General features: G+C 71.2%; 23 protein-coding genes and 1 pseudogene. 18 read left to right on the plus strand and 6 right to left on the minus strand.

Going from position 1 to position 22,509, the window contains the following annotated elements:
- Nucleotides 1-236 precede the first annotated feature (236 nt).
- From BKA14_RS11245 to BKA14_RS11255, 3 genes are read left to right on the plus strand one after another with little or no spacing between them, the layout of a single operon-like run.
- Nucleotides 237-764 carry a PadR family transcriptional regulator gene (locus BKA14_RS11245; RefSeq protein WP_184950875.1) on the plus strand — a complete coding sequence of 176 codons (528 nt, stop codon included), beginning with the start codon at nt 237-239 and terminating at the stop codon, nt 762-764.
- Nucleotides 761-1,447 (plus strand): ABC transporter ATP-binding protein, encoded by a 687-nt coding sequence (locus tag BKA14_RS11250; protein WP_184950876.1) that lies wholly within the window; start codon nt 761-763, stop codon nt 1,445-1,447. The genes BKA14_RS11245 and BKA14_RS11250 overlap by 4 nt, the downstream gene beginning before the upstream one ends.
- On the plus strand, nt 1,444-3,645 hold the full coding sequence (locus BKA14_RS11255; protein WP_184950877.1) for an FtsX-like permease family protein: 2,202 nt from the start codon (nt 1,444-1,446) through the stop codon (nt 3,643-3,645). Before BKA14_RS11250 ends, BKA14_RS11255 begins: the two co-directional genes overlap by 4 nt.
- 3 nt (nt 3,646-3,648) lie before the next feature.
- On the opposite strand, the gene BKA14_RS11260 is transcribed toward BKA14_RS11255, so the two are convergent.
- Both BKA14_RS11260 and BKA14_RS11265 read right to left on the minus strand, forming a co-directional pair.
- Complete coding sequence (locus tag BKA14_RS11260; RefSeq protein ID WP_184950878.1) at nt 3,649-4,098, minus strand: SRPBCC domain-containing protein; 450 nt, start codon at nt 4,096-4,098, stop codon at nt 3,649-3,651.
- A 22-nt stretch (nt 4,099-4,120) separates the two neighbouring features.
- Nucleotides 4,121-4,972: a helix-turn-helix transcriptional regulator gene (locus BKA14_RS11265; protein ID WP_184950879.1), complete on the minus strand. Its 852-nt coding sequence runs from the start codon at nt 4,970-4,972 to the stop codon at nt 4,121-4,123.
- A 103-nt stretch (nt 4,973-5,075) separates the two neighbouring features.
- Between BKA14_RS11265 and BKA14_RS11270 the strand changes: the two genes are divergently transcribed.
- From BKA14_RS11270 to BKA14_RS11280, 4 genes and pseudogenes are all read left to right on the plus strand, one after another.
- The gene (locus BKA14_RS11270) at nt 5,076-5,978 is read left to right on the plus strand and encodes an SDR family NAD(P)-dependent oxidoreductase (RefSeq protein WP_184950880.1); all 903 of its coding nucleotides are present in this window, start codon (nt 5,076-5,078) and stop codon (nt 5,976-5,978) included.
- Between the two features lie 72 nt (nt 5,979-6,050).
- A complete protein-coding gene (locus BKA14_RS11275) occupies nt 6,051-6,761 on the plus strand; it encodes a copper homeostasis protein CutC (protein ID WP_184950881.1) in 711 nt (236 codons plus the stop codon).
- 45 nt (nt 6,762-6,806) lie between these two features.
- A pseudogene (locus BKA14_RS43800) lies at nt 6,807-6,863 on the plus strand (hypothetical protein); the annotation flags it as partial.
- Nucleotides 6,864-7,076 (plus strand): YiaA/YiaB family inner membrane protein, encoded by a 213-nt coding sequence (locus BKA14_RS11280; protein ID WP_311776123.1) that lies wholly within the window; start codon nt 6,864-6,866, stop codon nt 7,074-7,076.
- Nucleotides 7,077-7,081: 5 nt separating this feature from the next.
- Here the strand turns inward: BKA14_RS11280 and BKA14_RS11285 are convergent, their stop codons facing one another.
- Nucleotides 7,082-7,879, minus strand: coding sequence for an SDR family oxidoreductase (locus BKA14_RS11285; protein ID WP_184950883.1), 798 nt, complete (start codon nt 7,877-7,879; stop codon nt 7,082-7,084).
- Between the two features lie 70 nt (nt 7,880-7,949).
- Nucleotides 7,950-8,288: an ArsR/SmtB family transcription factor gene (locus BKA14_RS11290; protein ID WP_184950884.1), complete on the minus strand. Its 339-nt coding sequence runs from the start codon at nt 8,286-8,288 to the stop codon at nt 7,950-7,952.
- A gap of 243 nt (nt 8,289-8,531) precedes the next feature.
- Here BKA14_RS11290 and BKA14_RS11295 point away from each other — a divergent pair, with 243 nt between their 5' ends.
- From BKA14_RS11295 to BKA14_RS11325, 7 genes are all read left to right on the plus strand, one after another.
- Nucleotides 8,532-8,903 carry a hypothetical protein gene (locus BKA14_RS11295; protein ID WP_184950885.1) on the plus strand — a complete coding sequence of 124 codons (372 nt, stop codon included), beginning with the start codon at nt 8,532-8,534 and terminating at the stop codon, nt 8,901-8,903.
- Between the two features lie 121 nt (nt 8,904-9,024).
- A complete protein-coding gene (locus tag BKA14_RS11300) occupies nt 9,025-10,653 on the plus strand; it encodes a fatty acyl-AMP ligase (RefSeq protein ID WP_184950886.1) in 1,629 nt (542 codons plus the stop codon).
- Nucleotides 10,654-10,768: 115 nt separating this feature from the next.
- The gene (locus tag BKA14_RS11305; RefSeq protein WP_184950887.1) at nt 10,769-10,984 is read left to right on the plus strand and encodes a DUF397 domain-containing protein; all 216 of its coding nucleotides are present in this window, start codon (nt 10,769-10,771) and stop codon (nt 10,982-10,984) included.
- Between the two features lie 743 nt (nt 10,985-11,727).
- On the plus strand, nt 11,728-12,624 hold the full coding sequence (gene larE / locus BKA14_RS11310; protein ID WP_239092352.1) for an ATP-dependent sacrificial sulfur transferase LarE: 897 nt from the start codon (nt 11,728-11,730) through the stop codon (nt 12,622-12,624).
- A gap of 40 nt (nt 12,625-12,664) precedes the next feature.
- Complete coding sequence (larB, locus tag BKA14_RS11315) at nt 12,665-13,480, plus strand: nickel pincer cofactor biosynthesis protein LarB (RefSeq protein ID WP_184950888.1); 816 nt, start codon at nt 12,665-12,667, stop codon at nt 13,478-13,480.
- Nucleotides 13,477-14,730: a nickel pincer cofactor biosynthesis protein LarC gene (gene larC / locus BKA14_RS11320; protein WP_239092351.1), complete on the plus strand. Its 1,254-nt coding sequence runs from the start codon at nt 13,477-13,479 to the stop codon at nt 14,728-14,730. Before larB ends, larC begins: the two co-directional genes overlap by 4 nt.
- 9 nt (nt 14,731-14,739) lie before the next feature.
- The gene (locus BKA14_RS11325) at nt 14,740-15,579 is read left to right on the plus strand and encodes an alpha/beta fold hydrolase (protein ID WP_184950889.1); all 840 of its coding nucleotides are present in this window, start codon (nt 14,740-14,742) and stop codon (nt 15,577-15,579) included.
- 22 nt (nt 15,580-15,601) lie between these two features.
- Here the strand turns inward: BKA14_RS11325 and BKA14_RS11330 are convergent, their stop codons facing one another.
- Complete coding sequence (locus tag BKA14_RS11330; protein WP_239092350.1) at nt 15,602-16,828, minus strand: mannitol dehydrogenase family protein; 1,227 nt, start codon at nt 16,826-16,828, stop codon at nt 15,602-15,604.
- Entirely contained in the window at nt 16,825-18,222 is a 1,398-nt protein-coding gene (uxaC, locus tag BKA14_RS11335) for a glucuronate isomerase (RefSeq protein WP_184950890.1), read from the minus strand. Before uxaC ends, BKA14_RS11330 begins: the two co-directional genes overlap by 4 nt.
- Before the next feature lie 162 nt (nt 18,223-18,384).
- On the opposite strand from uxaC, the gene BKA14_RS11340 reads away from it, so the two are divergent.
- From BKA14_RS11340 to BKA14_RS11355, 4 genes are read left to right on the plus strand one after another with little or no spacing between them, the layout of a single operon-like run.
- Complete coding sequence (locus BKA14_RS11340) at nt 18,385-19,713, plus strand: extracellular solute-binding protein (RefSeq protein WP_184950891.1); 1,329 nt, start codon at nt 18,385-18,387, stop codon at nt 19,711-19,713.
- Entirely contained in the window at nt 19,714-20,658 is a 945-nt protein-coding gene (locus BKA14_RS11345) for a carbohydrate ABC transporter permease (RefSeq protein ID WP_184950892.1), read from the plus strand. It abuts the gene before it with no gap.
- Nucleotides 20,655-21,527 carry a carbohydrate ABC transporter permease gene (locus tag BKA14_RS11350; protein ID WP_239092349.1) on the plus strand — a complete coding sequence of 291 codons (873 nt, stop codon included), beginning with the start codon at nt 20,655-20,657 and terminating at the stop codon, nt 21,525-21,527. The genes BKA14_RS11345 and BKA14_RS11350 overlap by 4 nt, the downstream gene beginning before the upstream one ends.
- Entirely contained in the window at nt 21,524-22,504 is a 981-nt protein-coding gene (locus BKA14_RS11355) for a Gfo/Idh/MocA family protein (protein ID WP_184950893.1), read from the plus strand. Before BKA14_RS11350 ends, BKA14_RS11355 begins: the two co-directional genes overlap by 4 nt.
- The last annotated feature ends 5 nt before the right edge of the window (nt 22,505-22,509 follow it).

Consider the following 22,509-nt stretch of genomic DNA (forward strand, 5'->3'; position numbering starts at 1 on the left):
CGGCCATGACTGCAGGGCCATCACGACCCCCCTCTTCCATCACCGCGTAGAGCCGGCCTGATTGCTCAGTCGCACTGCCGACACGCCGTTGGCACGTCGTCACCGCAGCGGTGCTATCAACTCCCGGCACTTCCTCGACGACCCGGCTCGGCGCGGCGCGCACTCAGTCCTGCGCGGCATGGAGCGCCGATAATTGGTCTACTCCGAGCGTATACTCTGGGCGTATAGTGCTCGGCATGACAGTGCCCCTCACCCTGCTCGGCCTGCTCGAGCGTGAACCGCGCCACGGCTACGACCTCAAGCGCGACTACGACGCGTTCTTCGGCCGCGACAAACCCCTGTCGTTCGGGCAGGTCTACTCGACGCTGAGCAGACTTGCCCGCGACGGCAAGGTCGTCATCAGCGACCTGGAGGCGGGCGCCGGCCCCGACCGCAAGCGCTACGTCATCACCGACCGCGGCGCCACCGAGGTCGGGGCGTGGCTGACCGAGCCGGTCGCGCCCGAGCCGCATCTGCAGACGGTCCTGTTCGCCAAGGTCACGCTGGCCCTGCTGCTCGACCGCCCGGCCGAGCAGTATCTGGACACCCAGCGCGCGGCCCACATGCAACGCATGCGCGAGCTGACCCAGGTCAAGCGCACCGGCAGCCTGGTCGACTCGCTGCTGGCCGACCATGCCCTGTTCCACATCGAGGCCGACCTGCGCTGGATCGACCTCACCGCCGCCCGCCTCGACGCGCTGGCCCAGGAGGTCCGAGCCCGATGACGAACGCCCTGTTGCAGGCCCACGACGTCCACCTCTCGTTCGGCACCACGCCCGCCCTGCGCGGGGCCGGGATCGCCGTGCACGAGGGCGAGATCCTGGCCGTCATGGGCCCGAGCGGCTCCGGCAAGTCCACGCTGCTGCACTGCCTGGCCGGCATCCTCGTGCCCGATCGGGGCGAGATCCTGTTCGACGGCCGCCGCGTCGACCGGCTGGGCGAGACCGCGCGCAGCAGCTTGCGCCGCGACACGTTCGGTTTCGTGTTCCAGTTCGGGCAGCTGGTTCCCGAGCTCAGCGCCGAGGAGAACGTCGCGCTTCCGCTGCTGCTTGCGGGCGTACGCCGGACGAAGGCGCTCACCGAGGCGCGGGCCTGGCTCGACCGGCTCGGGCTCGGTGACCTGGGCCGGCGCACCTCCGGCGAACTCTCGGGCGGTCAGGCCCAGCGCGTTGCCCTCGTCCGCGGGCTGGTCGCCCGGCCGCGCGTGCTGTTCGCCGACGAGCCCACCGGCGCGCTCGATTCGCTCACCGGCGAACAGGTCATGGACCTGATGGTGACGGTGGCCCGCGACGAGGGTACGACCATCGTGCTCGTCACGCACGAGCCGCGCGTGGCCGCGTACGCGGATCGGGAAGTGGTCGTGCGCGACGGCAAGGTGCTGGCCCTCACGGCGGAGCCGGTCGGATGATCAGGTTCGGGTTGCGTCTCACGCTGGCGGGGGGACGTGAGGCGCTCGTACGGCTGGTGGTCATCTCGGTGGCCATGGCGCTCGGTGCCGGCATGCTGCTGACCGCGCTGGCCGGTCTCGGCGGCGTCACCGCGCAGGCCGATCGTTACGCGTGGCTGAACTCGGCCAACGATCCCGCGGCGGCGCAAGGACCGGACCCGCTGTGGTGGCAGCTGCGCACCGACGTAGTCGGCACCGAGGTGTCCGGCCGCATCGACCTGGCCGCCACGGGCCCGCGGTCGCCGGTCCCGCCCGGCCTCGACCGCCTGCCCGCCCCCGGCGAGTTCTTCGCGTCCCCGGCCCTGGCCGAACGCATCGCCGCGACCCCGGCCGACCAGCTGGGCGACCGTTTCCCGGGCCGGCTCGCGGGTCTCGTCGGCGACGCCGCCCTGCCCGCCCCCGACTCGCTGATCGCCGTGGCCGGGTACTCCCCGGCCGAGCTGGCCCAGCGGCCCGACGTGTCGCGGGTCGGCACGATTCTCTCGACGCCGCCCGACAACTGCCGGGAGTGGTGCTTCAGCGGGGTCGACCCGGCCGGGGTCAAGCTGATCCTGGCCGTGGTGGCCGCCGCGCTCATCTTCCCGCTGTTCATCCTGATCGCGACGACCACCCGGCTGTCCGCCACCCGGCGCGAGCAGCGGTTCGCGGCCATGCGCCTGGTCGGCGGCACGCCCCGGCAGATCGCCCTGGTCGCCGCGGTCGAGGCCACCGTGTCGGCGATCGCGGGCACGCTCGGCGGTTTCGTGGTCTTCTTCGCACTGCGCGGCACCGTCGCGGCGATCCCGCTCACCGGCGCGCCGATGTTCCCCGGCGACTTGGCGCTGACGGCGCCGATCGTGCTCGCGGTCGCGCTCGGGGTGCCCGCGCTGGCCGTCGTGGCGGCGCTGCTGGCCCTGCGGCGCGTGCGGATCTCCCCGCTCGGCGTGACCCGTCAGGTGCGCCCGCGCCCACCACGGGCGTGGCGGATCGTTCCGCTCGTTCTGGGGCTGGCCGAGCTGGCCTACTTCATCGGCCGGCGCCCGCCCACCACGAACGAGCAGATCGCCGCGTACCTCTCGGGCATCTTCCTCACGATGATCGGGCTGCTCGTGGCCGGTCCGTGGCTCACGATGACCGGCGCCCGCCTGGTCGCGCGGCGGGCCCGCGGCGCCGCGGCCCTGATCGCCGCCCGTCGCCTGGCCGCGAACCCGAAGGCCGGTTTCCGCTCGGTCAGCGGCCTGGTGATCGCCCTGTTCGTCACCACGGTCGCCGTCGGGATCATGGGCACGATCGCCGCCGACCGGGGTCCCGCGGCCGGGGACGCCGACCGGTCGATGCTGATCACGATGATTCGCGGCACGCTGACCGACCCGGTTCCGGACGCGCTGCCCGGCACCCCCGGCGTACGGGAGATCGCCGTGACCCGGCAACCGCCGGGCACTCTGCCCGTTCCCGGCGGCGACATCGGTGACTGGGGTTTCCCGTCCACTCTGGCCGCCTGCGCCGACATCGCCCGGATGCCGTCCAACGGCCGCTGTGCGCCGGGTGCCGAGGTAGCCTGGACGTGGCACGACCTGCGCGGACCGGAGGGCTGGAACGGTACGTGGCCGACCGCCGACATCCCCGCCGCGGCCCTGCCGGCGTTGCGTGCGGACTCGTTCGTCACGCTCACCGACGGTGCGCCGGCCACGGTGGCCCGGGCCCGCACGATCATCGAGAACGCCGTCCCCGCCGCGCTGCCGCCCTACACCGACGCCGAGGGCCGGACCGAGGACGCCAAGGTCTTCAACGGCTGGAAGCGCCTGGCCGACGTGGTTGTGCTGGCCAGCCTGGCCATCGCCGGGTGCAGCCTGGCCGTCAGCGTCGCGGGCGGGCTGAGCGAACGCCAACGGCCGTTCAGCATGCTGCGCCTGACCGGTGTCCCGCTGGCCACTCTGCGCCGGGTCGTGGCCCTGGAGAGCGTGACGCCGCTGCTGGCCGCCGCGGCTGTCGCCTTGTGCGCGGGCCTGCTCGCGGCGCACCTGTTCCTGCGGGCCCAGATGGAGACGTCGCTGCAGCCGCCCGGCGTGGCCTTCTACGCCGTCGTGCTGGCCGGCATCGCCGCGTCGCTGGGCGTGGTCAGCCTCACCCTGCCCCTGCTGCGCCAGATCACCGGCCCCGAGGTGGCCCGCAACGACTGACGGTCAGCGGTCGGAGTACTCGGCGTCGGGAAACTTGTCGTACATCAGGTCGCCCTCGACGCCGTGCTCCAGCCACTGCTTCAGCGAAGCCAGCACCAGCGTGAACCCGGACATGGTCTCGACGGCGACCGCGGCCCCGTCGTCGCCGTCGAAACCGGTCACCAGCACCCCGACCAGCGTGCCGGAGTCGCGCGCCTCGAACGTGAAGCGCACCGGCTGCCCGCCGTCCCAGCGCAGGTCGAGCAGCTTGCCCGGCTCGGCCGCGACCACCTCGACGTCGGTCTCGGCACCGGCGATCTTGAAGACCCAGTGGACCCGGGCCCCGGTCTCCAGCCGCCCGGACGAGCCGGCCAGCCAGAACTTGCGGATCGAGGCGGGGTCGGCAAAGGCTTCGTACGCCTCGGCGGCCGGGCGGCGGATGAGCAGGTTGACGTCAACGACGAGTTCCGACATGGCTCCGAGCGCATCACGGGCCTCACCCCGCGGTCAAGGACTGCGTGCCGAGGACGGTGGCCAGGGCCAGCCGGTCAGCGTCCTCGGTGCCGGGCTCGGCGGTGTAGATCATGATGCGCAGGTCGTCGAGCGAGACGACCAGCGTGTCGCAGTCGAGCGCGATCCGGCCCACCGCCGGGTGCTCGATGACCTTGTGTTTCGACGTCTCCCCGGGCGCGGGCGGCGCGGCGTCGCTCTCCCACAGCTCGGCGAAGCGCGGACTGGCCTCGGCCAGCTCCCCGATCAGCTTGCGCAGCGCCCGGTCGGCCGGATATCGCGAGGCGGTCAGGCGCAGGTCGGCGATCAACCTCGCCACGTGCTCGGCGTGCTCGCGCGGTGTGTGCACGACGCGTGAGGACGGGCCGAGCAGGTTGCGCCAGATCGCGTTGCGTTCGATGCCGTGCCAGCCGGTGGTGTCGCCCATCAGCGCGTCGTACGGCGCGTTCGCGAGCACCAACGTCCAAGTGGCGTCATAGACGACCACCGGGGTGTGCGCGAGCCGTTGGAGCAGCCGCTGCACGCTCGGCGTGACCCGCGACGGCACCACGTCGAGCCCGGGGGTGGCGTGCCCGGCCAGCTGGTAGAGCAGGTCACGCTCGGCGTCCGCGAGCCGCAAGGCCCGGGCCAGCGCCTCCACGACCTGGGCCGAAGGGGCGGTCGCGCGGCCCTGCTCGAGCCGGGTCAGGTAGTCGGCCGAGATACCGGCCAGCCCGGCCAGCTCCTCCCGGCGCAGGCCGCTGGCCCGGCGCCGGCGGCCCGCGGGCACACCTACGGCCTCGGGCGTCACCCGGTCCCGCCAGCGGCGCAGCGTGCGGCCGAACTCCCACGTCTCCATGCGTCCCAGTGTGCTCGCCGGGCGCGCGGGTGTCCTGGCCCTGCCGGTCCTACGAAAACCGCACGACTGCCTGAGGGGGTGCGGGCGGCCGCACGCTCCGTGCATGACAACCGTTCTGATCACCGGCCCGACCCGCGGTCTGGGCCGCTCCACCACCCTCGCCCTGGCGGGCCGGCCCCGGGCCGAGCGTCCCGATCTGCTGCTGGTGGGTCGTCCGGGGCGGGCGCTCACCGACGTCGCGGCCGAGGCGCGCGCGCTGGGCGCGACAGTGCACGAGATCGGGGCCGACCTGTCCCGCCTGGCCGACGTGCGCGCCGCGGCCACGACCGTACGGGAAATGCTGGAAACGGGCAGGGTGCGACAGCTTCGCGCACTCATCGCCAACGCGGGCGCCATGTCGGCCGACACGCGCAAGGCATCGGCCGACGGGTACGAGCTGACGTTCGCCGTGAACTATCTCGCGCACGCCCAGCTGATCGGCGACCTCGTGGACGTCCTCGAGCAGCCGGCGCGCATCATCCTGCTCGGCTCGAACACCTATCACGCCAACTTCTGGCGCCGTTTGTTGCACGTTCCCGCGGCGGAGTGGACCGATCCGATGGACATCGCGCAACCGGCGGAAGGTTCGTCCGGCGTCGCCTACTCCAACGCCAAGCTGGCCCTTCTCTACTACGCGCACGAACTGCAACGACACGTCGCAGCCGGCATCAACGTGTCGGTGTTCGAGCCCGGCTGGATGCCCGGCACCGCCCTGGGCCGGGACGCGCCCGCCGCCGTTCGGGCAGTTGCGCGCGGCATCGCCCGCATCCCCGGCGTGGCCACCCCCGAGAGCTCCGGGCCGCAGCTGGCCTCGATGGCGCTCGACGCCAAGTGGGCGAACCTGCGCGATGGTGCGTTCGTGGTGCGCGACCGCCTGGCCCCGGTCGAGCCCGTCGCCCACGACCGCGCCCGCGAGCGCCGCTTGTGGGCCGCCACCAGCGAACTTCTGCGACGCGCGACGGCCTGACACCCGTACGGGGAGATCGATGAAATACTGGGCCGGTCCCGCCCCGCCTCGACAAGTGGAGATCGCGCCCTGATGGTTGCCTTCGAGTTGGCTGTTCAGGACGCGCACGGGCTGGCCGTCGCCGCACGCCCCGGCGTCGACCGCATCGAACTGTGCTCCGCTCTGCCGCTGGGCGGGGTCACGCCGTCGCTCGGGTTCATCGAGGCGGCCGTGGCGACCCCGGGCATCCCGCCGGTGCACGTGCTGGTGCGGCCGCGCCCGGGCGGCTTCGACTACTCCTCCGCCGAGGTGGCGACGACCCTCTCCGACGTGCGGCATGCGCTCGCCGCCGGCGCCTCCGGGGTGGTCATCGGCGGCGTCCGGGACGGACGGGTCGACGCCGACCTGGTCAGCCGGATCGTCGACACGGGCGCCGACGTTACCTTCCACCGCGCCTTCGACACCCTGGCCGACCCCGCCGAGGCCATCGGCGACCTGGTCAAGCTGGGGGTGCGGCGCATCCTGACCTCGGCCGGGGCCACCAGCGTGGCCGACGCCCTGCCCGCCCTGGCCCGCCTGGTCACCGAGGCGGCGGGCCGCATCGAGATCATGGCCGGCGGCGGTGTGCGACCCGAGGTCGTCGCCGCCATCGTGCGCACCGGTGTCCCGGCCGTGCACGCCTCGGCCAAGCGCACCCTGCCCGGCACCGGCGGCGTCTCACTGGGCACAGCCGACGCCGGCCGGGAGACCACCGACGAGGCCGAGGCCGGACGCATCATCGCCGAGCTCCGGTCAGCGGCGTGACGAACTCGCCGGCCACCCGGAGTAGCCGCCCCGCCCGCAAAAGGCTTCTTCGCCGTGCTGCTCGTGCTCGGCGCGTTCGGTGCGGTCTCGTTGCAGAAATCGGTGCGCGACCGGGCCGAAGGCGTTCCCGTCTCCGGCCTTTATCTGTGCCTTGCGTGGGGTGTGGTCGGCTTCTCCGTGGTGCTGCCGGCTGTCGGGCTCTTCAACAGCACGATGGCGCTGAGCGAGAAGGGCTTCTACGGGCTCGCCTTCGCCATGACGTTGTTCGCGGTCATCGCCGTGCAGAAGAACGTGCGGGACGCGCTTCGTTCCTGACATTCTCAGCGGGCGAGATCGTGCCGTTTGTGGGTGAGTTTTTCGACCAGAGCGATGGGGGCCAGCCGTCGTAGCGGGAACACCACTGCGGCGTTGCTGCCCACGGCGTACCGCTGCCGGGGCCGGCTCGCCTCGATCGCGCGGACAATGGTGGCCGCGACCCGTTCCGCGGAGACACCGGCCGCCTCGTTGCGATTGAGGGCGGCCAGCATGCGCTCGTACTGCGCGCGGTGCGGCGAATCCGGCTCGATGTAGCTTGTGCGCCGCTGACTGATGCCGGTCGCGATCGCGCCCGGTTCCACCGTGGTCAGCCAGACCCCGTACGGCGAGTACTCGTGGCGGGCCCCGTTGGCGAACCCTTTGATGGCCGCTTTGGTGGCGACGTAGGACGAACGGTACGCCAGCGGGAACGACGCGAGCATAGAGCCGACCATCACCACCCGGCCGTGACCTCGCTCGCGCATTCCGGGCAGAGTCAACTGCGCCAGCCGTACGGGACCCAGGACATTGACTTGGAAAACGCGGCGCAAGGCCTCGCCGGGCAACTCCTCGAACGGACCGGACTGGCTCTCGCCGGCATTGTTGACGAGGACGTCGACCGTTTTCAGCCGCCCCGCGAGCGCCTCGATCGAGGCCGGATCGGTGAGGTCGAGCGGCAGGTATTCGACCCCCTCGGCCGGCTTGCCGACCGTTTCCGGGTGCCGGCTCGTGCCCAGAACCCGGTAGCCCCTGGCCACGAGTGCGGCCGCCGTGGCCAGGCCGATGCCGGACGAGGCGCCGGTGACCAGCGCGGTGCGATCCATCGCAGCACCCTATCGGGTGGCGGCGGCCCCGTTGACCGTCGACCGACGTGGTGCCCTGCGCGACCGCCGATCAGTCTGCGGGCGTGTGCGCCTTCAGCTCGGCCAGCAGCCCGTCACGGTCGGCCAGCACCGCGCCCAGGATGCGCCGGCCCGCGGCCAGCAGGTCGGCCACATCGGGCGTGCTCAGCGCATACATCACCAAGGCGCCGTCGCGGAAAGAGACAACCACTCCCGTACGCCGCAGCACCGCGAGCTGCTGCGAGAGATTGGACGGCTCGACGTCGATCTCGGACAGCAGTTCCCGTACGGGGCGGGGCCCGGCCTGCAGCAGTTCGAGCACCCTGATCCGCACGGGATGGCCCAGCGTGCGGAACATTTCCGCCTTCGCCTGGTAGAGCGGCACTGACATCGACGTCTCCCACCTGAATCCGTGCGGCAATCGTACGGAATTCGCCGGACGGCCCGGACGGGAAGGCCAGGCCACGACGATCAGCAATTGGTGATCTGCCGAATTGCAGAAGTCTTCAATTCGAGCGCCGCACATGATGACTGTGGAACGCCCGCACGCCGCCACGACGGACGCGGTGTCCGATCGACGTGCGCCGCTGGGGTCCATGCTGGAACCCAGGCAAACGGAAGGGACTTACGGGGCATGGCCGAGATGGACGTGGCACTCAAGGACGCGTTGCAGGTCGACGGCGCGATCGCGGTCGCGATCGTGGACTGGACCAGCGGCATGGCACTGGGGACGGCGGGCGGCGGGTTCGGCTTCGACGTCTCCGTCGCGGCGGCCGCCAATACGGAGGTGCTGCGCGCGAAACTGCGCACGCTGGAAATGCTCGGAATGCAGGAATCGGTCGAGGACATTCTCGTCACGCTGGGCTCGCAATATCACGTGATCCGCCCGGTCACGTCACCGGACGGGCGCGGCCTGTTCGTCTATCTGGCGCTGCATCGCGATCGCGCCAACCTGGCCATGGCCCGCCATCGGCTGCGCCTCATCGAGCAGCAGCTGGAGATTTGAGAAGCCGCATCGTGCCCCGTGGACAACGGAACGCGATCTTGAGGGCGGCCGCGTAGCGTGAGGGCCGGATCCACAGCCGTCGTGACGGCCCGGTTCCGAGCCGTCCAGCGTGGGAGGTCGCGTGAGTCGTTTCGTCGAGGGTGTGGTCGCGAACGCGGAGCGGGCCCGCACCGGCATGGTCACCGGGGAACCGGGGCAGGCCGTCCGGCGCACGTGGTCCGAGCTGCACAGTCAGGCCCGCCGCGTCGCGGGTGGGCTGATCGCCAACGGGCTGCGGCCCGGGCAGGCGGTGGCGGTGCTGGCGGGGATGCCGGTCGAGATCGCGCCGGTGGCTCAGGGTGTCTGGCTGGCCGGCGGGAGCATGACGATGGTGCACCAGCCCACCCCGCGCACCGATCTGAGCGTCTGGCGCGACGACACCTTGCGCGTGCTGCGCATGATCGACGCGCAGCTGGTCGTCGTCGGCGCGCCGTTCGAGCAGATGGCGCCGATCCTGGACGGGTACGGGATCCCGAATGTCAGCCCGGGCGAGCTGGCCGCCGGCGACGAAGCCGCGCCGGTCGAGGCCGGCGAGGACAGTCCCGCCCTGCTCCAGCTGACCAGCGGCTCCACGGCCGAGCCGAAGGCCGTCCGGATCACCCACCGCAACCTGTTCGCCAACCTGACCGACTCGAGCCACCACCTCCGCTGCGGCGAGGACGGCGTCATGGTGTCGTGGCTGCCGATGTTCCATGACATGGGCATGATCGGCTGCCTGGCGCTGCCCATGCTCAGCGGCCTGGAGCTGGTCAGCGTCACACCGGCCGACTTCCTGAGCCGGCCGCTGCTGTGGGCCGAGCTGATGAGCCGGTACGGCGGGACGATCACCACCGCGCCCAATTTCGCGTGGGCGGTGCTCACCCGGCAGCTCGCGCGGGTCGAACCAGGCACTCTCGATCTGTCCGCGCTGCGCGTCGCGTGCAACGGCGCGGAGCCGATCGACCCGGCGACGATGCGCGCGTTCGTCACCGCCGCGTCCCGCTTCGGCTTCGATCCCGGCGCGGTGAACTGCTGTTACGGCGCCGCGGAGAGCACCCTGGTGATCTCGCTGTCCGAGGTGTCCGATCCGATGACGCTCGACCGGGTCGACCCCGTCGCACTCGAACGCGACCGCCTGGCCAAGCCGGGTCCGCGCGAGATACCCATGCTGGGCCGGCCGTTCCCCAGCGTCGAGGTGCGCGTCGTCGACGACGAGGGCGCGAGCCTCGGTGAGCGCCAGGTCGGCCGCCTGCAGCTGCGCGGGGAGTCGGTGACCGACGGCTACATCACGCCCGGCGGGTTCGAGCCGGCCCGCGACGCCGACGGCTGGCTCGACATCGGCGACGAGGGCTACGTGGCCGACGGCCAGATCGTGGTGTGCGGGCGGCGCAAAGACGTGATCATCATGGGCGGCCGCAACATCTACCCGACCGACATCGAGCGGGCGGCCGCGACAGTTCCCGGCGTACGGGAGGGCAACGTCGCCGCCGTGCGCCTGCTCGCCGGGGACGGACTCGCTCGTGAATCGTTCGCGGTGCTGGCCGAGTCGCGCGACGCCGGCGACCAACAGGCCGCGGAGCGGATCGCCAAGGAGGTCCGGGCCCGGGTGGTCGCGGAGATCGACGCGCGGCCCGCGGAGGTGTGCGTCCTGCCGCCCGGATCGCTGCCGAAGACGCCGTCCGGCAAGCTGCGCCGGGCGGCCGCGCGCGCCCTTCTGGCCAAATACAAGTGATTGACTGCGATTAATTGACAGTCGGCTACCGGACAGTCGCTGGACATAGCGCCACTCCGTTTACTCCATACGATGGGTCGGGGAAACCGAATCGATCTGGAGGAGGTGGACGGTCATGCGGCGGCTTGATTTCCGGTCGGCCCGGTGGCGCAAGTCCAGGAGCAGCTCCGAGACGAACTGTGTCGAGGTGGCCCTGGTCGACGGGGTCGTCGGGGTGCGTGACTCCAAGAACCCGGGCGGTCCGGTGCTGGCTTTCACCAGGGCGGAGTGGACGGCCTTCCTGAGCGGCGTACGGGGCAACGAGTTCGAGCTCGACGAACTGGCGCGCTGACCTTCCGGGCCGGCCGGAACCGTTTTCGCAGCCTGCCGAATAGGCAGGACTCCGTTTGGCCGAGGCCCCGGCAATGGTTGAACAGCCACGCGCGGCCGGTGCAGAACGATCCGATCACGGCCGCTCAGGTCGTCGGGCAGCCGGGCGCGGGACTCGACCGGGCGCCTGGCCGGCAGATCGTCGAAGTACTTGCGCGACCCGTTTGGCCGTCGGGTACGGGCAGGTCGATGCAGGCGAAGCCGGCCGAGGCCGGCGCGGCGGGCCCGTCGAGCGCGGTGCTCATGTTGCCGCCCGGCGGAAGATGCATGGAGAACTCGGCGAAGAGGTCCTTCGCGCCGCGCCCCCGTCTCGTCGCCGACCAGGCCGTCAATGCCCGGCGGCGACGTCGGGCAGGCGTGCTCCCGGAGCTGTGCCGGGGAGGCGCTCCGCCCGGCACCGCCCGGACTCGCGCAAGAATGGCAGCCCTTCGTCGTTCGAGCCGGCCAGGCGGCCCGAGAGAGTGACCGTTGTCCAACACCGCGCCGCCCGTGTGCTGCTCGGCGACTCGGCCGGGCGGGCCCTGCTGCATCGATCGCGCCGGATGCCACAGGCCTGGCCTCACGTCCGGAGCCGGCGCCATCACTGATTTCGGTCGCCGTCCGCGCGAACGCCGCACCACCACTGACGACGGCGCAGGTACCGTCGTCGGTGATGTCACAACCGCAACTAATGGCAACAGCTTGCTAGTGACCGAGGTGGGCAGCGTGAATGACAGCGTGACAGATCCGGAACCACCCGACGTCGCGCGGGCGCTGACCCACATGGCGCAGCAGCTGCGCGGGATCGGGCGGCTCGGCGTGGCGTTCTCGGGCGGGGTGGACTCGTCGGTGCTGCTCTCGCTGGCCGCGCGCACGCTCGGGCCGGAAAGGGTGCTGGCCGTCCTCGGGGTGTCGCCGAGCCTGGCCGCCGACGAGCGGACCGCCGCGCACGAGGTGGCCGCGCACATCGGGGTGCCGATGATCGAGGTCGAGACGCGCGAAGGTGAGCGCGAGGCGTACCGCGCGAACGGCCCCGATCGCTGTTACCACTGCAAGGACGAGCTGTTCACGCGCATCGACGCGGCCGTCAGCGCGCAGCACGGGCTCGACGCGGTGGCCTACGGGGAGAACGCTGACGACGTGCGCCGCCACGACCGGCCCGGGGCGAAAGCGGCCGCGGCCCACCGGGTGCTGACTCCGCTGGCCGACGCGGGTCTGGACAAGGCCGCCGTACGCCGGATCGCGCGCGCGTTCGCGCTGCCGTGCGCCGACAAGCCCGCCGCGCCGTGCCTGGCGTCCCGCATCCCCCACTTCCAGATCGTCAGCCCGCGCAAGTTGAGCGAGGTCGAACAGGCGGAGGCGGCGCTGCGCCGGCTGGGTTTCGGTGACCTTCGCGTACGGCACCACGGCGACGTCGCCCGGGTCGAGTTGCCCGCCGGCGATCTCGTCCGGGCCGTGCAGGATCCGCTGCGCGACCATGTGCTGCGCGCGGTGACCGGGGCCGGTTTCCGTTTTGTCGCGCTCGACCTGGCCGGCATTCAATCAGGGGCGTTCACGGGTGCCTACTCGGCCGCCTCCGCGAACGCCGCCCCGAGCACTGATGGACAACCCGAGCAACCATGATGCGACAACGGGACAGCACGAAGGCAGGCAGGACCGGCCGATGACCGACGACTTGGCCACCTACGCCCATCTGGATCGCGACCGGACCCGGCGGCGGGGCTACCCCGAGGCCGTCTACTGCGCGCACAAGACAGCCGAGCAGGTCGCGGGCATCGCCGCCGCCCTGCGGGACAGCGCGGACGGCGTCACGTTGTTCACTCGCGCGGGAGACGAACATGCTCGCGCCATCCTCGCGACGCTTCCGGGCGCCTTCCACGACCCGGCGGCCGGTCTGCTCGCCTGGCCGCCGCGCCCGCCCCGGCCGACGGGCGAACGGGTCGTCGTGGTGGCCGCGGGCACGTCCGACCTGCCCGTCGCCCGCGAGGCGGCGCTGACAGCGCAGTATCTGGGCCGCACGACCGACCTGATCGTCGACGTCGGCGTGGCCGGGCTGCACCGGATTCTCGGCCACGTCGACACGCTGCGCCGCGCCCGCGCGGTCGTGGTCGTCGCCGGCATGGACGGCGCCCTGCCCGGCGTCGTGGCGGGCCTCATCGCGGCGCCGGTGATCGCCGTGCCGACGTCGGTCGGGTACGGCGCCGCCTTCGAGGGCCTGGCCGCCCTCCTGACGATGCTGAACGCCTGCGCCCCCGGGGTGGCCGTGGTGAACATCGACAACGGTTACGGCGCCGGCCACCTGGCCGCCCAGATCACCGCGCCCACCAGTGCGGTCTCCGCAGCGGCGGCCCCCGAACGGCCCGGCGCTGATACCGAGACGGCCACCGGGGAACAGCACAGCGCAGGCTCCCGGACGACCACGACCGACCAACGCGGCAGCGCCTCCCGGGCGCCGAGCGGCGAACAGCCGCGCGCGTGAAACGGCACGCGTGGGTCGACGCGTCGGCCGGGATCGCCGGGGACATGCTGCTCGGGGCGTTGCTCGATGCCGGCGCCTCGCTCACTGTCGTGCAGAACGCGGTTGACGCCGTCTCGGGCGGAACCGTGCGGGTCCGCCGGCGAGAGGTGACCCGAGGCGGGTTGCGCGCCCTCAAGGCCGAGGTGGAACCGCTCGTCGACGACCCGCCCCACCGCACCTGGGTCGATGTGCGCGAGATGCTCGAACGCGCGGGAACGGACACCGTGACCGCCACCGCGGTGTTCCGCTGCCTGGCCGAGGTCGAGGGCCGGGTGCACGGCACGAAGCCCGACGATGTGCACTTCCACGAGGTCGGGGCGCTCGATGCGATCGCCGATGTCGTCGGTTGCTGCGCGGCCCTGGCCGACTTGGGAGTCGCCACCGTGTCGGCCGGCCCCGTGGCGCTCGGGTCGGGCTCGGTCCGCACCCGGCACGGCCGGTTGCCGGTGCCCGCGCCCGCCGTGGCCGAGCTGGCCAGGGGCTGGCAGGTGTCCGCGGGCGGCGAGGGTGAGCTGGCCACGCCGACCGGGCTGGCCCTGCTGCGCAGCCTGGCCCGCGCCTGTGAGCCGTTGCCGCCGATGACCTTGGAGGTGGTCGGTGTCGGCGCGGGCACCCGCGACCCGGCCGGTCGCGCCAACGTCGTGCGCGTGATGATCGGCAGCACCGGGGCGCAGGCGTCCGAGCCCGCCGGCAAGCGAGCGGAGGCGCCCGCCCCGAGCGAGTCCGGCGAGCGTGCGGTGCTGCTCGAGGCGAACGTCGACGACCTCGATCCCCGGTTGTGGCCGGGCATCCTGACCAGCCTGCTCACGAACGGTGCGAGCGATGCGTGGCTGGTGCCGATCGTGATGAAGAAGGGCCGTCCCGCGCACACGTTGAGCGTTTTGTGCACGCCCGCGATGGCCGGCACGTTGCGTGATCAGATCTTCCGCGACACCAGCACGCTCGGGGTGCGGCACAGCCCGCGCGGCAAGGTGGCCCTCGAACGCGCATTCGTCGACGTGACGGTGGACGACACCCGCATCCCGGTCAAGGTCGCGCATCGGGACGGCGTGGTGCTCCAGGTCATGCCCGAGTTCGACGACGTGGCCGCGCTGGCCCGCCGGCAGGAGCGGCCGGAACGGCTCGTGCTGCAGGAGGCGCTGGCCGCCGCCGGGGACGCCGGCCTGTTCGTGGGGGCGGCCCTGCCGGAGAACCTGCGCCCGGCGCAGTAGGCTCCGTCCATGAACAGCACCGTGCGAGCCGCGGACGGCCACACCATCGGCTACGAGGTCCACCGGCCCGCCGCGGGTGACGAGCGGGGCACGACGGTGGTGTTCCTGCCCGCCCTCGGGGTGCCGCTGTCGTACTACTCCAGGCTGTTCGAGGTGTGGGCCGGCGCCGGGCGCACCGTCGTCGGGGTCGAGCATCGCGGCCAGCCGCTGAGCCCGATCGCCGGGATCCGCCGCGGGCGGTTCGGCTACAGCGACATCATCCGCGCCGATGTGCCGGCCGTCTTCGCGCTGCCCGAGGTGCGCGGGGCCGAGCGGACGATCCTGATCGGGCACAGCATGGGCGGCGCCCTCGCCCTGCTCTCCACGGCCGCGGGCACGGTGGCGCCGGACGCCGTGGTCACCATCGCGACCGGCACGAGCTGGTGCAGCGCCGAGTTCGGGGCCCGCCGCCGCGTGCAGCGGTACGCGGGCATCCGCGTGGTCCGGACGGTGACGCGCACTCTCGGCTACTGGCCCGGCCACCGCCTCGGCTTCGGCGGTCGCCAGCCCAGCACGGTCATGCGCGACTGGGCTTACGAGGCCAGCCATGGCCGCTTCCGCCTGCACGGCGACCCGTTCGACTACGAGACGGCCCTGTCGGAACTCAAGACCCCGCGTCTCATGCTCGACATCGAGGGCGACGACCTGATCAACCCGCGCGCGGTGGCCCTGCTCGCCAAACGCGCGGCTCAGGCCGAACGCATGCGGATCCGCTCGGCCGACGGCGTCCGCGTCAACCACTTCACGTGGGCCCGACGCATGCCCGCCGAGGTGACCACCCCTATCGACGAGTGGCTGGCCGCCCTCTGACCACGAGTGCGCGCCGCGTGGCCTAACCGCGCAGGGTGGACTCGACGGACTTGAGCAGGTCGTCGTCGGCGGCCAGGTCGGGGGCCAGCAGCGACAAGACGTCGCGCGCGGAGCGTGCGCGGTCGGTGAACGGCTGCGCGCCTGCGTCCGAGACCGGTGCGCCGAGGCCGCGCAGGTGGTCGATCCAGGCGGCCAGGATGCGCACGGCGCCGGTCGGCAACCGGCCGGCTGCGCGCTCGCCGCGCAACACCGGGAGCACACGGATCGGAATCTTCTGCGAACCGTCGGCAGCGATCTGCGCGAGCGTGTGCCGGATGCGCGGGTTGGCGAAACGCTCGAGAAGCGCCGACCGATAAGCACTCAGCTCGCCGGTGGGCAGCGGCACGTGCCGGCAGGCCTCGTCCCACCAGTCGTCGAGCCAGCCGCGGCAGACCGGGTCGGCCACGGCGTCGGCCACCGTCTCGTGGCCGAGCGCGCTGCCGGCGTACGCGAGCAGGGAATGACCGCCGTTGAGCAGCAACAGTTTGCGCGTCTCGTGGGGCACGACGTCGTCGACGAACCGGGCGCCGGCCCGCTCCCACGCCGGCCGCCCGGCTGGGAAGTCGCCGCTGAGCACCCATTCGGTGAACGGCTCGGTCACGACCGGCGCGGCGTCGGCCCACCCGCCGGCCGACTCCACGTCGCGTACGTCGGAAGGGGTGGTCTTGGGGGTGATGCGGTCGACCATCGTGGTCACGAAGGAGACATTGGCGGTGATCCACTCGTCGAGCGCGGGGTCGAGGCGGGCCGCCAGCTCGTGCACCACGCGCGCGGTGACCTCGCCGTTGCCGGGCAGGTTGTCGCAGGAGACGACGGCCAGCGGACCCGAGCCGGCCAGCCTGCGCGCGGCCAGGCCGGACACCAGCCGGTCGGCCACCACCCCGGACGGCGCATAGGCAGCCTCGGTCATCGTGATCGTGACGAGTGCCGTCGACTGCGCGGAGATGAGCGTCCGCCACGTGGCGGAGTCACTGCCCGGATGCGCGGAGACGAGCGTTTTCTGCACCTGCAGGTCGTCCGACGACGGCCCGCGCACCACGAGCGTGTAGCGACAGTCCTGCGCACTCAACGCGTCCGCGAGCGTGGCCGAACGGCCGGTGAACGCCGCGATCCCCCACTCGCCGGGGTCGGAGCCGGCGCCGGTGTACCAGGCCTGGTGGGCGCGGAAGAACCCGCCGAGCCCCAGGTGGACGATGCGGATCGACCTCACAGCTTGAACACCTTCCGGGGCTGGTCGACGACGAGCGCGGTGAGCGTCTCGAGCGCCTCGTCCTCGTCCAGGCGATGAGCGGCGACGAGTTCGGCCAGGAAACCCGCGTCGAGCCGGCGCGACATGTCGTGCCGGGCGGGGATCGAGCAGAACGCGCGGGTGTCGTCGATGAACCCGGACATCCGGCTGAACCCGGCGACCTCGGTGACGGCCCGCTGGTAGTGGCGGATCTCGCTCGGGTTGTCGAGGAACCACCAGGGCGCGCCCGCGTAGACGGCCGGGTAGAAGCCGGCCAGGGGTGCGATCTCGCGGCTGTAGACGTCCGGGTCGACCGTGAACAACACGAGGTGCAGGTTCGGGTGGGTGCCGAACCGGTCGAGCAGCGGCTGCAGCGCGGCGGTCAGCTCCACCTGCACGGGAATGTCGTGCCCGGTGTCGGGGCCGAAGCCGGCCAGCGTGGCCGGGTGGTGGTTGCGCCACACGCCGGGGTGCAGGGTCATGACGAGGCCGTCGTCGCACGACATGCGGGCCATCTCGAACGTCATGTGCCGGCGGAAGGCGGTCGCCTCGGCCGGGGTGATCGTTCCCTGCAGCGCGGATCGATAGATGCGCTCGGCTTCACTCACGTCGAGGGGCTCGGTTCCCGCGTCGAAGTGACCGTGGTCGGCCGACACCGCGCCGAGCGAGATGAAGTAGCGCCGCCGTTCCTCCAGGGCCGCGATGTATCCGGCATAGCTGCCGACGTCGCCCGGCAGCTCCTTGATGAGCTCGGGCCAGCCGGGGCGGCCCAGCTCGAGGTAGCGGTCGGGCCGGAACGTCGGCGCGATCCGTGTCCCGACCGCGGGGTCGTCGCGCAGGGCGCGGTGCGCGGCCAGATCGTCGGCCGGGTCGTCGGTCGTCGCCAGGAAGTCGATGGTGAACCGGGACAGCAGCGCCCGCGGCCGGTGGCTGGCCTGACCGAGCTGGGCGGCGATCGCGTCGTACAGGGAATCGGCGTTCTCGGCGCTGGGGCGCTCGGTCACCCCGAAGACCTCGCTCAGCGACGACTCGAACCAGTAGCGCACCGGCGTGCCGCGCAGCAGGTGCCAATGCGCGCAGAACAACCGCCAGGCCTCGCGCGCCCGCTCCGGCGAGAGCGGCCCCTCCCCCACCCCGAGCGCGGTCAGCGGCACCCCGCCGGAGTGCAGCAGCCGGGTCACGTAGTGGTCGGGCTGGATGAACAGCGAGGCCGGGTCGGCGAAGGGCTCGTCGTCGAGGATCAGCCGTGGATCGACGTGCCCGTGCGGACTGATGATCGGTAGTGCCCTCACCTGCTCGTAGAGAGCACGGGCGATCGAGCGGACCCCCGGGTCGGCCGGCAGCAGCCGATCGGGGTGCAACGTCAGGGCAGCCATGCGCCCGAGCCTGTTCGCCCACATTGACCGCAGGCAATCAGTTGCCGTTTGTTGCCTGAGCACCACGGCAACAACTGGCAACTGATTGCGCTCCGGTTAACGGGAGACACACAGTGACCCCGATCACTCCCTACCGCGAGCGGCTCAGAGGAGACAACTTTCATGAATGCGAAACGGTTGACTGCGCTGGCCGCGGTGACGGCTTTGGCGCTGGGTGTGGCCGCGTGCGGCGGCGGCGACGAGGGCGGCGAGGGGGGAGCCGGCAAAACGCTCAACGTGCTGATCGGCGCGAACACTCAATACCCCGAGGAATTCCAGGCCTGGCAGAAGGACATCAGCGCAAAGTTTAAGGCGGCGACCGGCGCCGAGGTGAAGTTCGAGACATTTGCCAGCGCCAACGACGAGCTGACGAAGATCCAGACCTCCGTGGTGTCGGGTTCCGGGCCCGATGTCTACGCGGTCGGCACGACCTTCACGCCGACAGCCTATTCGACCGGCGCTTTCGTCAAGATGGGCGACGAGGAATGGCAGAAGATCGGCGGCAAGGACAAGTTCAACCCGGCCACGCTGGGCATTTCCGGCCCGGACGAGCAGAACCAGGTCGGCATTCCGTGGGTCAGCCGGCCGTTCGTGATGGCCTACAACACCGAGCTGCTCAAGGCGGCCGGCATCGACAAGCCCGCGACGACGTGGGACGAGCTGACCGCGCACGCCAAGCAGCTGACCAAGGGCGACCAGTACGGTCTGGCGATCGCCTACAAGGACAACTTCGACCCGTGGAAGTTCGTCTGGGGCATGTCCACCCAGGCCGGCAATCCGCTGGTCGACGGGAAGACCGCGAAGCTGCAGGACCCGGCCGTGCAGAAGGCGTACCAGACGTACTTCGGCTGGCTGGCCAACGACAAGGTCGTCGACCCCGCCTCCGTGGGCTGGACGAACCCGCAGGCCGTGGCCGCATTCGCCAAGGGCAAGACCGGCTACTTCCTGCTCACCACGACGACCGCGACGAACTCGCTCGACTCCGGAGCGGTCAAGGGCAAGTGGAAGTTCGCGCTGCTGCCGACCGTGCCGCCCGGCGCCACCAGCCGGCCCGTCAACGGAGTGGAGGCCGCCAGCATCCTCTCCGGCGACAACCTGCTCGTCGCGGACTATTCCAAGAACAAGGACCTGGCCTTCGAGTACGTCAAACTGGTCACCGAGCCGGACGCGCAGCTCGATTACTACAAGAAGTTCGGTAACCTGCCGGCCAACGCATCGGCGCTGCAGACTCTCGCGTCGGACGAGAAGCTGGAACCAGTGACCGAGGCGGCCAAGAAGTCGGTCGCGACCCCGTTCACCGGTGCCTGGGCCGACATTCAGCTCGCGCTGACGAACGTGGCCGTGCAGACCCTGCCCGATCTGACCAAGGGCCCGATCAACACCGGGCAGCTCGACTCGCGCATCGCCGACGCGCAGAAAGCCGCGCAGAGTTCGCTGGACAGGGCCAAGTAAATGGCCACCCTCGCGCCGCCCGAACAGAAAGCGCCACCCGAGCGCGTACGCCGCCGCAAAGGGGTGACGGAGCAGCAGCGCCCGCTGTGGCTGCTCACCCCCGGCGGGGTGCTGATGACCGTGGTCATCGTTCTGCCGCTGGTTCTGGCCCTGTGGATCTCGCTGATCGACCTCGACCAGTACACGTTGCGCCGCTGGGTCGAGGCGCCGTTCATCGGGCTGGACAACTTCGTCGAGTCGTTCAGCTCGGGCCTGCTCAACTCGATCTGGATCAGTGTCTCGTTCGCCGTCATCTCGACGATCGCCACGGTTCCCATCGGCATCGCGGCGGCGCTGGTCACGCAGAACAAGTATCGCGGCCGTGCGCTGGTGCGGGCGGTGTTCCTGATCCCGTACGTCCTTCCGTCGTTCGTCGTCGCGTCGGTGTGGCGCACGATGTTGCAGCCGGACGGCATCGTCAACGCCTGGCTGGCCAAAGTGGGCATCGACGGCGGACTGTGGCTCAGCGGCCCCACCTCGTACTGGACCCTGATCCTGGTCGAGATCTGGGCGGCGTGGCCGTTCATCTATCTCATGTCGCTGGCGGCCCTGCAGTCGGTCGACCACGAGGTGCACGAGGCGTCGGCGGTCGACGGGGTGACGTGGTGGCCCAAGCTGCGCCGGGTGATCCTGCCCTACCTGCGCGGGCCCGTGCTGCTGGCCTGTCTGCTCGCGACGCTCAACCACATCAACAACTTCACGTTGCCGTTCGTCCTGTTCGGGGCGCCCGCCCCGGAGGACGTCAACGTGATGCCGATGATCGTCTACGTCACCAGCTTCCAGAGCCTGCGGTTCGGGCTCAGCGCGGCGATGGCGGTGCTGTCGCTGGTCCTGATCGCGATCCCGCTGTTCGTCTACCTGCGCGCGGTCCGGCTGGACGTGCATGAGGAAGGAGGCCGCAAGTGAGCACTGCTTCCGCTTCGGCCGAGGCCACCCGGCTGCTGCCGCGCTGGATGTTGTTCGTTCTGACCGCGGTACTGGTCGCTTTGGTGCTCGTTCCGGTCCTCTACATCGTGCTCGCCTCGCTCAACAGCGACGTGGGGGTGGCGTCCGGCGAATTCTGGCCGAGCTCGTGGAGCCTGGACAGCTACCGCCGCATCTGGACGACCGCCGACCTGTCCACGGGCATCGTGAACAGCCTGATCGTGTGCGCGTTCACCGCGGTCGCGTCGGCCGTCCTGGGCACCAGCACCGCGTACGTGCTCGTCCGGTACACGTTCCTGGGCCGGCTGACGATCCTGCGCGGTCTGGTCGGTGTGCAGAGCATCCCGGGCACCCTCATGCTGCTGCCGGTGTTCGTGCTGTTCTCGTCGGCCGGAAACTACCTCGGCGTGACGATCATCGGCACCCGGTGGGGCCTGTTCATCGCGTACCTGACGTTCGCCCTTCCGTTCTCGACCTGGGTGATGGTCACCTACCTGCGCGGTCTGCCGCGAGAACTGGAGGAGGCGGCGCGCACCGACGGCGCGTCCACGCTGGTCATCCTGTGGCGGATCATCTTCCCGCTCAGCCTGCCGGCGATCGTGGTGTCCGGGATCTTCGCGTTCCTGCTCGGCTGGAACGACGTCCTGTTCGCTTCGGTGCTCACTCGCCCGGAAACGCACACTGCCGCCGTCGCCTTGCAGATCGTCGGGTCGTCGCAAGAAGGCGGCGCACTGCCGGTCTACTCGCAGGTCATGGCCGCCTCGCTCATCTGTGCGGCGCCGGTCGTCGTCCTCTACCTGGCCTTCCAGCGCTACCTGGTCGGCGGGCTGACCGCGGGCGGCGTGAAATGACAACGGTCACCGGCGCTCCGGGCGCTTCGGCCCGGCCGGCCGGCCGTCCCCGGGTCGCCGTCGTCGGCCTGGGCGACGTGTCCGTCGTGCACCTCGCGGCGATCGAGAAGCTCGGCGCCACGCTCGCCGGAGTGTGCGACTCGCGCGGCGACTATCGCGCACTCCTGGACGACGTGCGGCCGGATGTTGTCCATATCTGCACACCGCATGACCGGCACGTGCAAGTCGCGCTGGCCGCGCTCGACCGTGGTGTGCACGTCCTGCTCGAGAAGCCGGTCGCGAACACCATCGAGCAGGCCGATCTGCTCGTCGCGGCGGCCAAGGACCACCCCACGCTCAAGGTGGGCGTGTGCCTGCAGAACCGCTACAACCTGACCTCCCGGGCCGTGCACGAGATGCTCGCCTCGGGTGAGTTGGGCAGGGTGCGGGGTGCCTCGGCGTCCGTCCTGTGGCATCGCGATGCTGCGTATTACGCCGCGCGACCTTGGCGGGGTGTGCGCGAACGTTCGGGTGGGGGCGTGCTCATCAACCAGGCGATCCACACGCTCGATCTCGTGCAGTGGCTGCTCGGCGACGTCATCACCGTGCGCGGGCACGCCGGGCAGTACGGCGGGGTGTCCGGGGACGTGGAGGACACTGCGCACATGGTGCTCGACCATGTGGGCGGCGCGCGCAGCGTCTTCTTCGCCACGACCACCAACGCGGTCGACTCCCCGGTCACCATCGAGATCACCGCCGAGCACGGCACCCTGACCGTTCGCGGCGATCTGACGGTGGCTCATTCCGACGGCCGGGCCGAGACGATCGCCGAGCCTGCCCCCGAGGGCGGCGGCCGCGCGTACTGGGGCGCCTCGCACGAACTGCTCATCGCCGACTTCTACCGCTCGCTGGACGATCCCGAGCCGTTCTGGATCGGACTCGAGGAGGCACTCAAGAGCCAGCACCTGATCGACGCGATCTACCGCCAGCACATCTGAGCTGC

This window comes from Paractinoplanes abujensis (genome assembly GCF_014204895.1).
GTDB lineage: Bacteria > Actinomycetota > Actinomycetes > Mycobacteriales > Micromonosporaceae > Actinoplanes > Actinoplanes abujensis.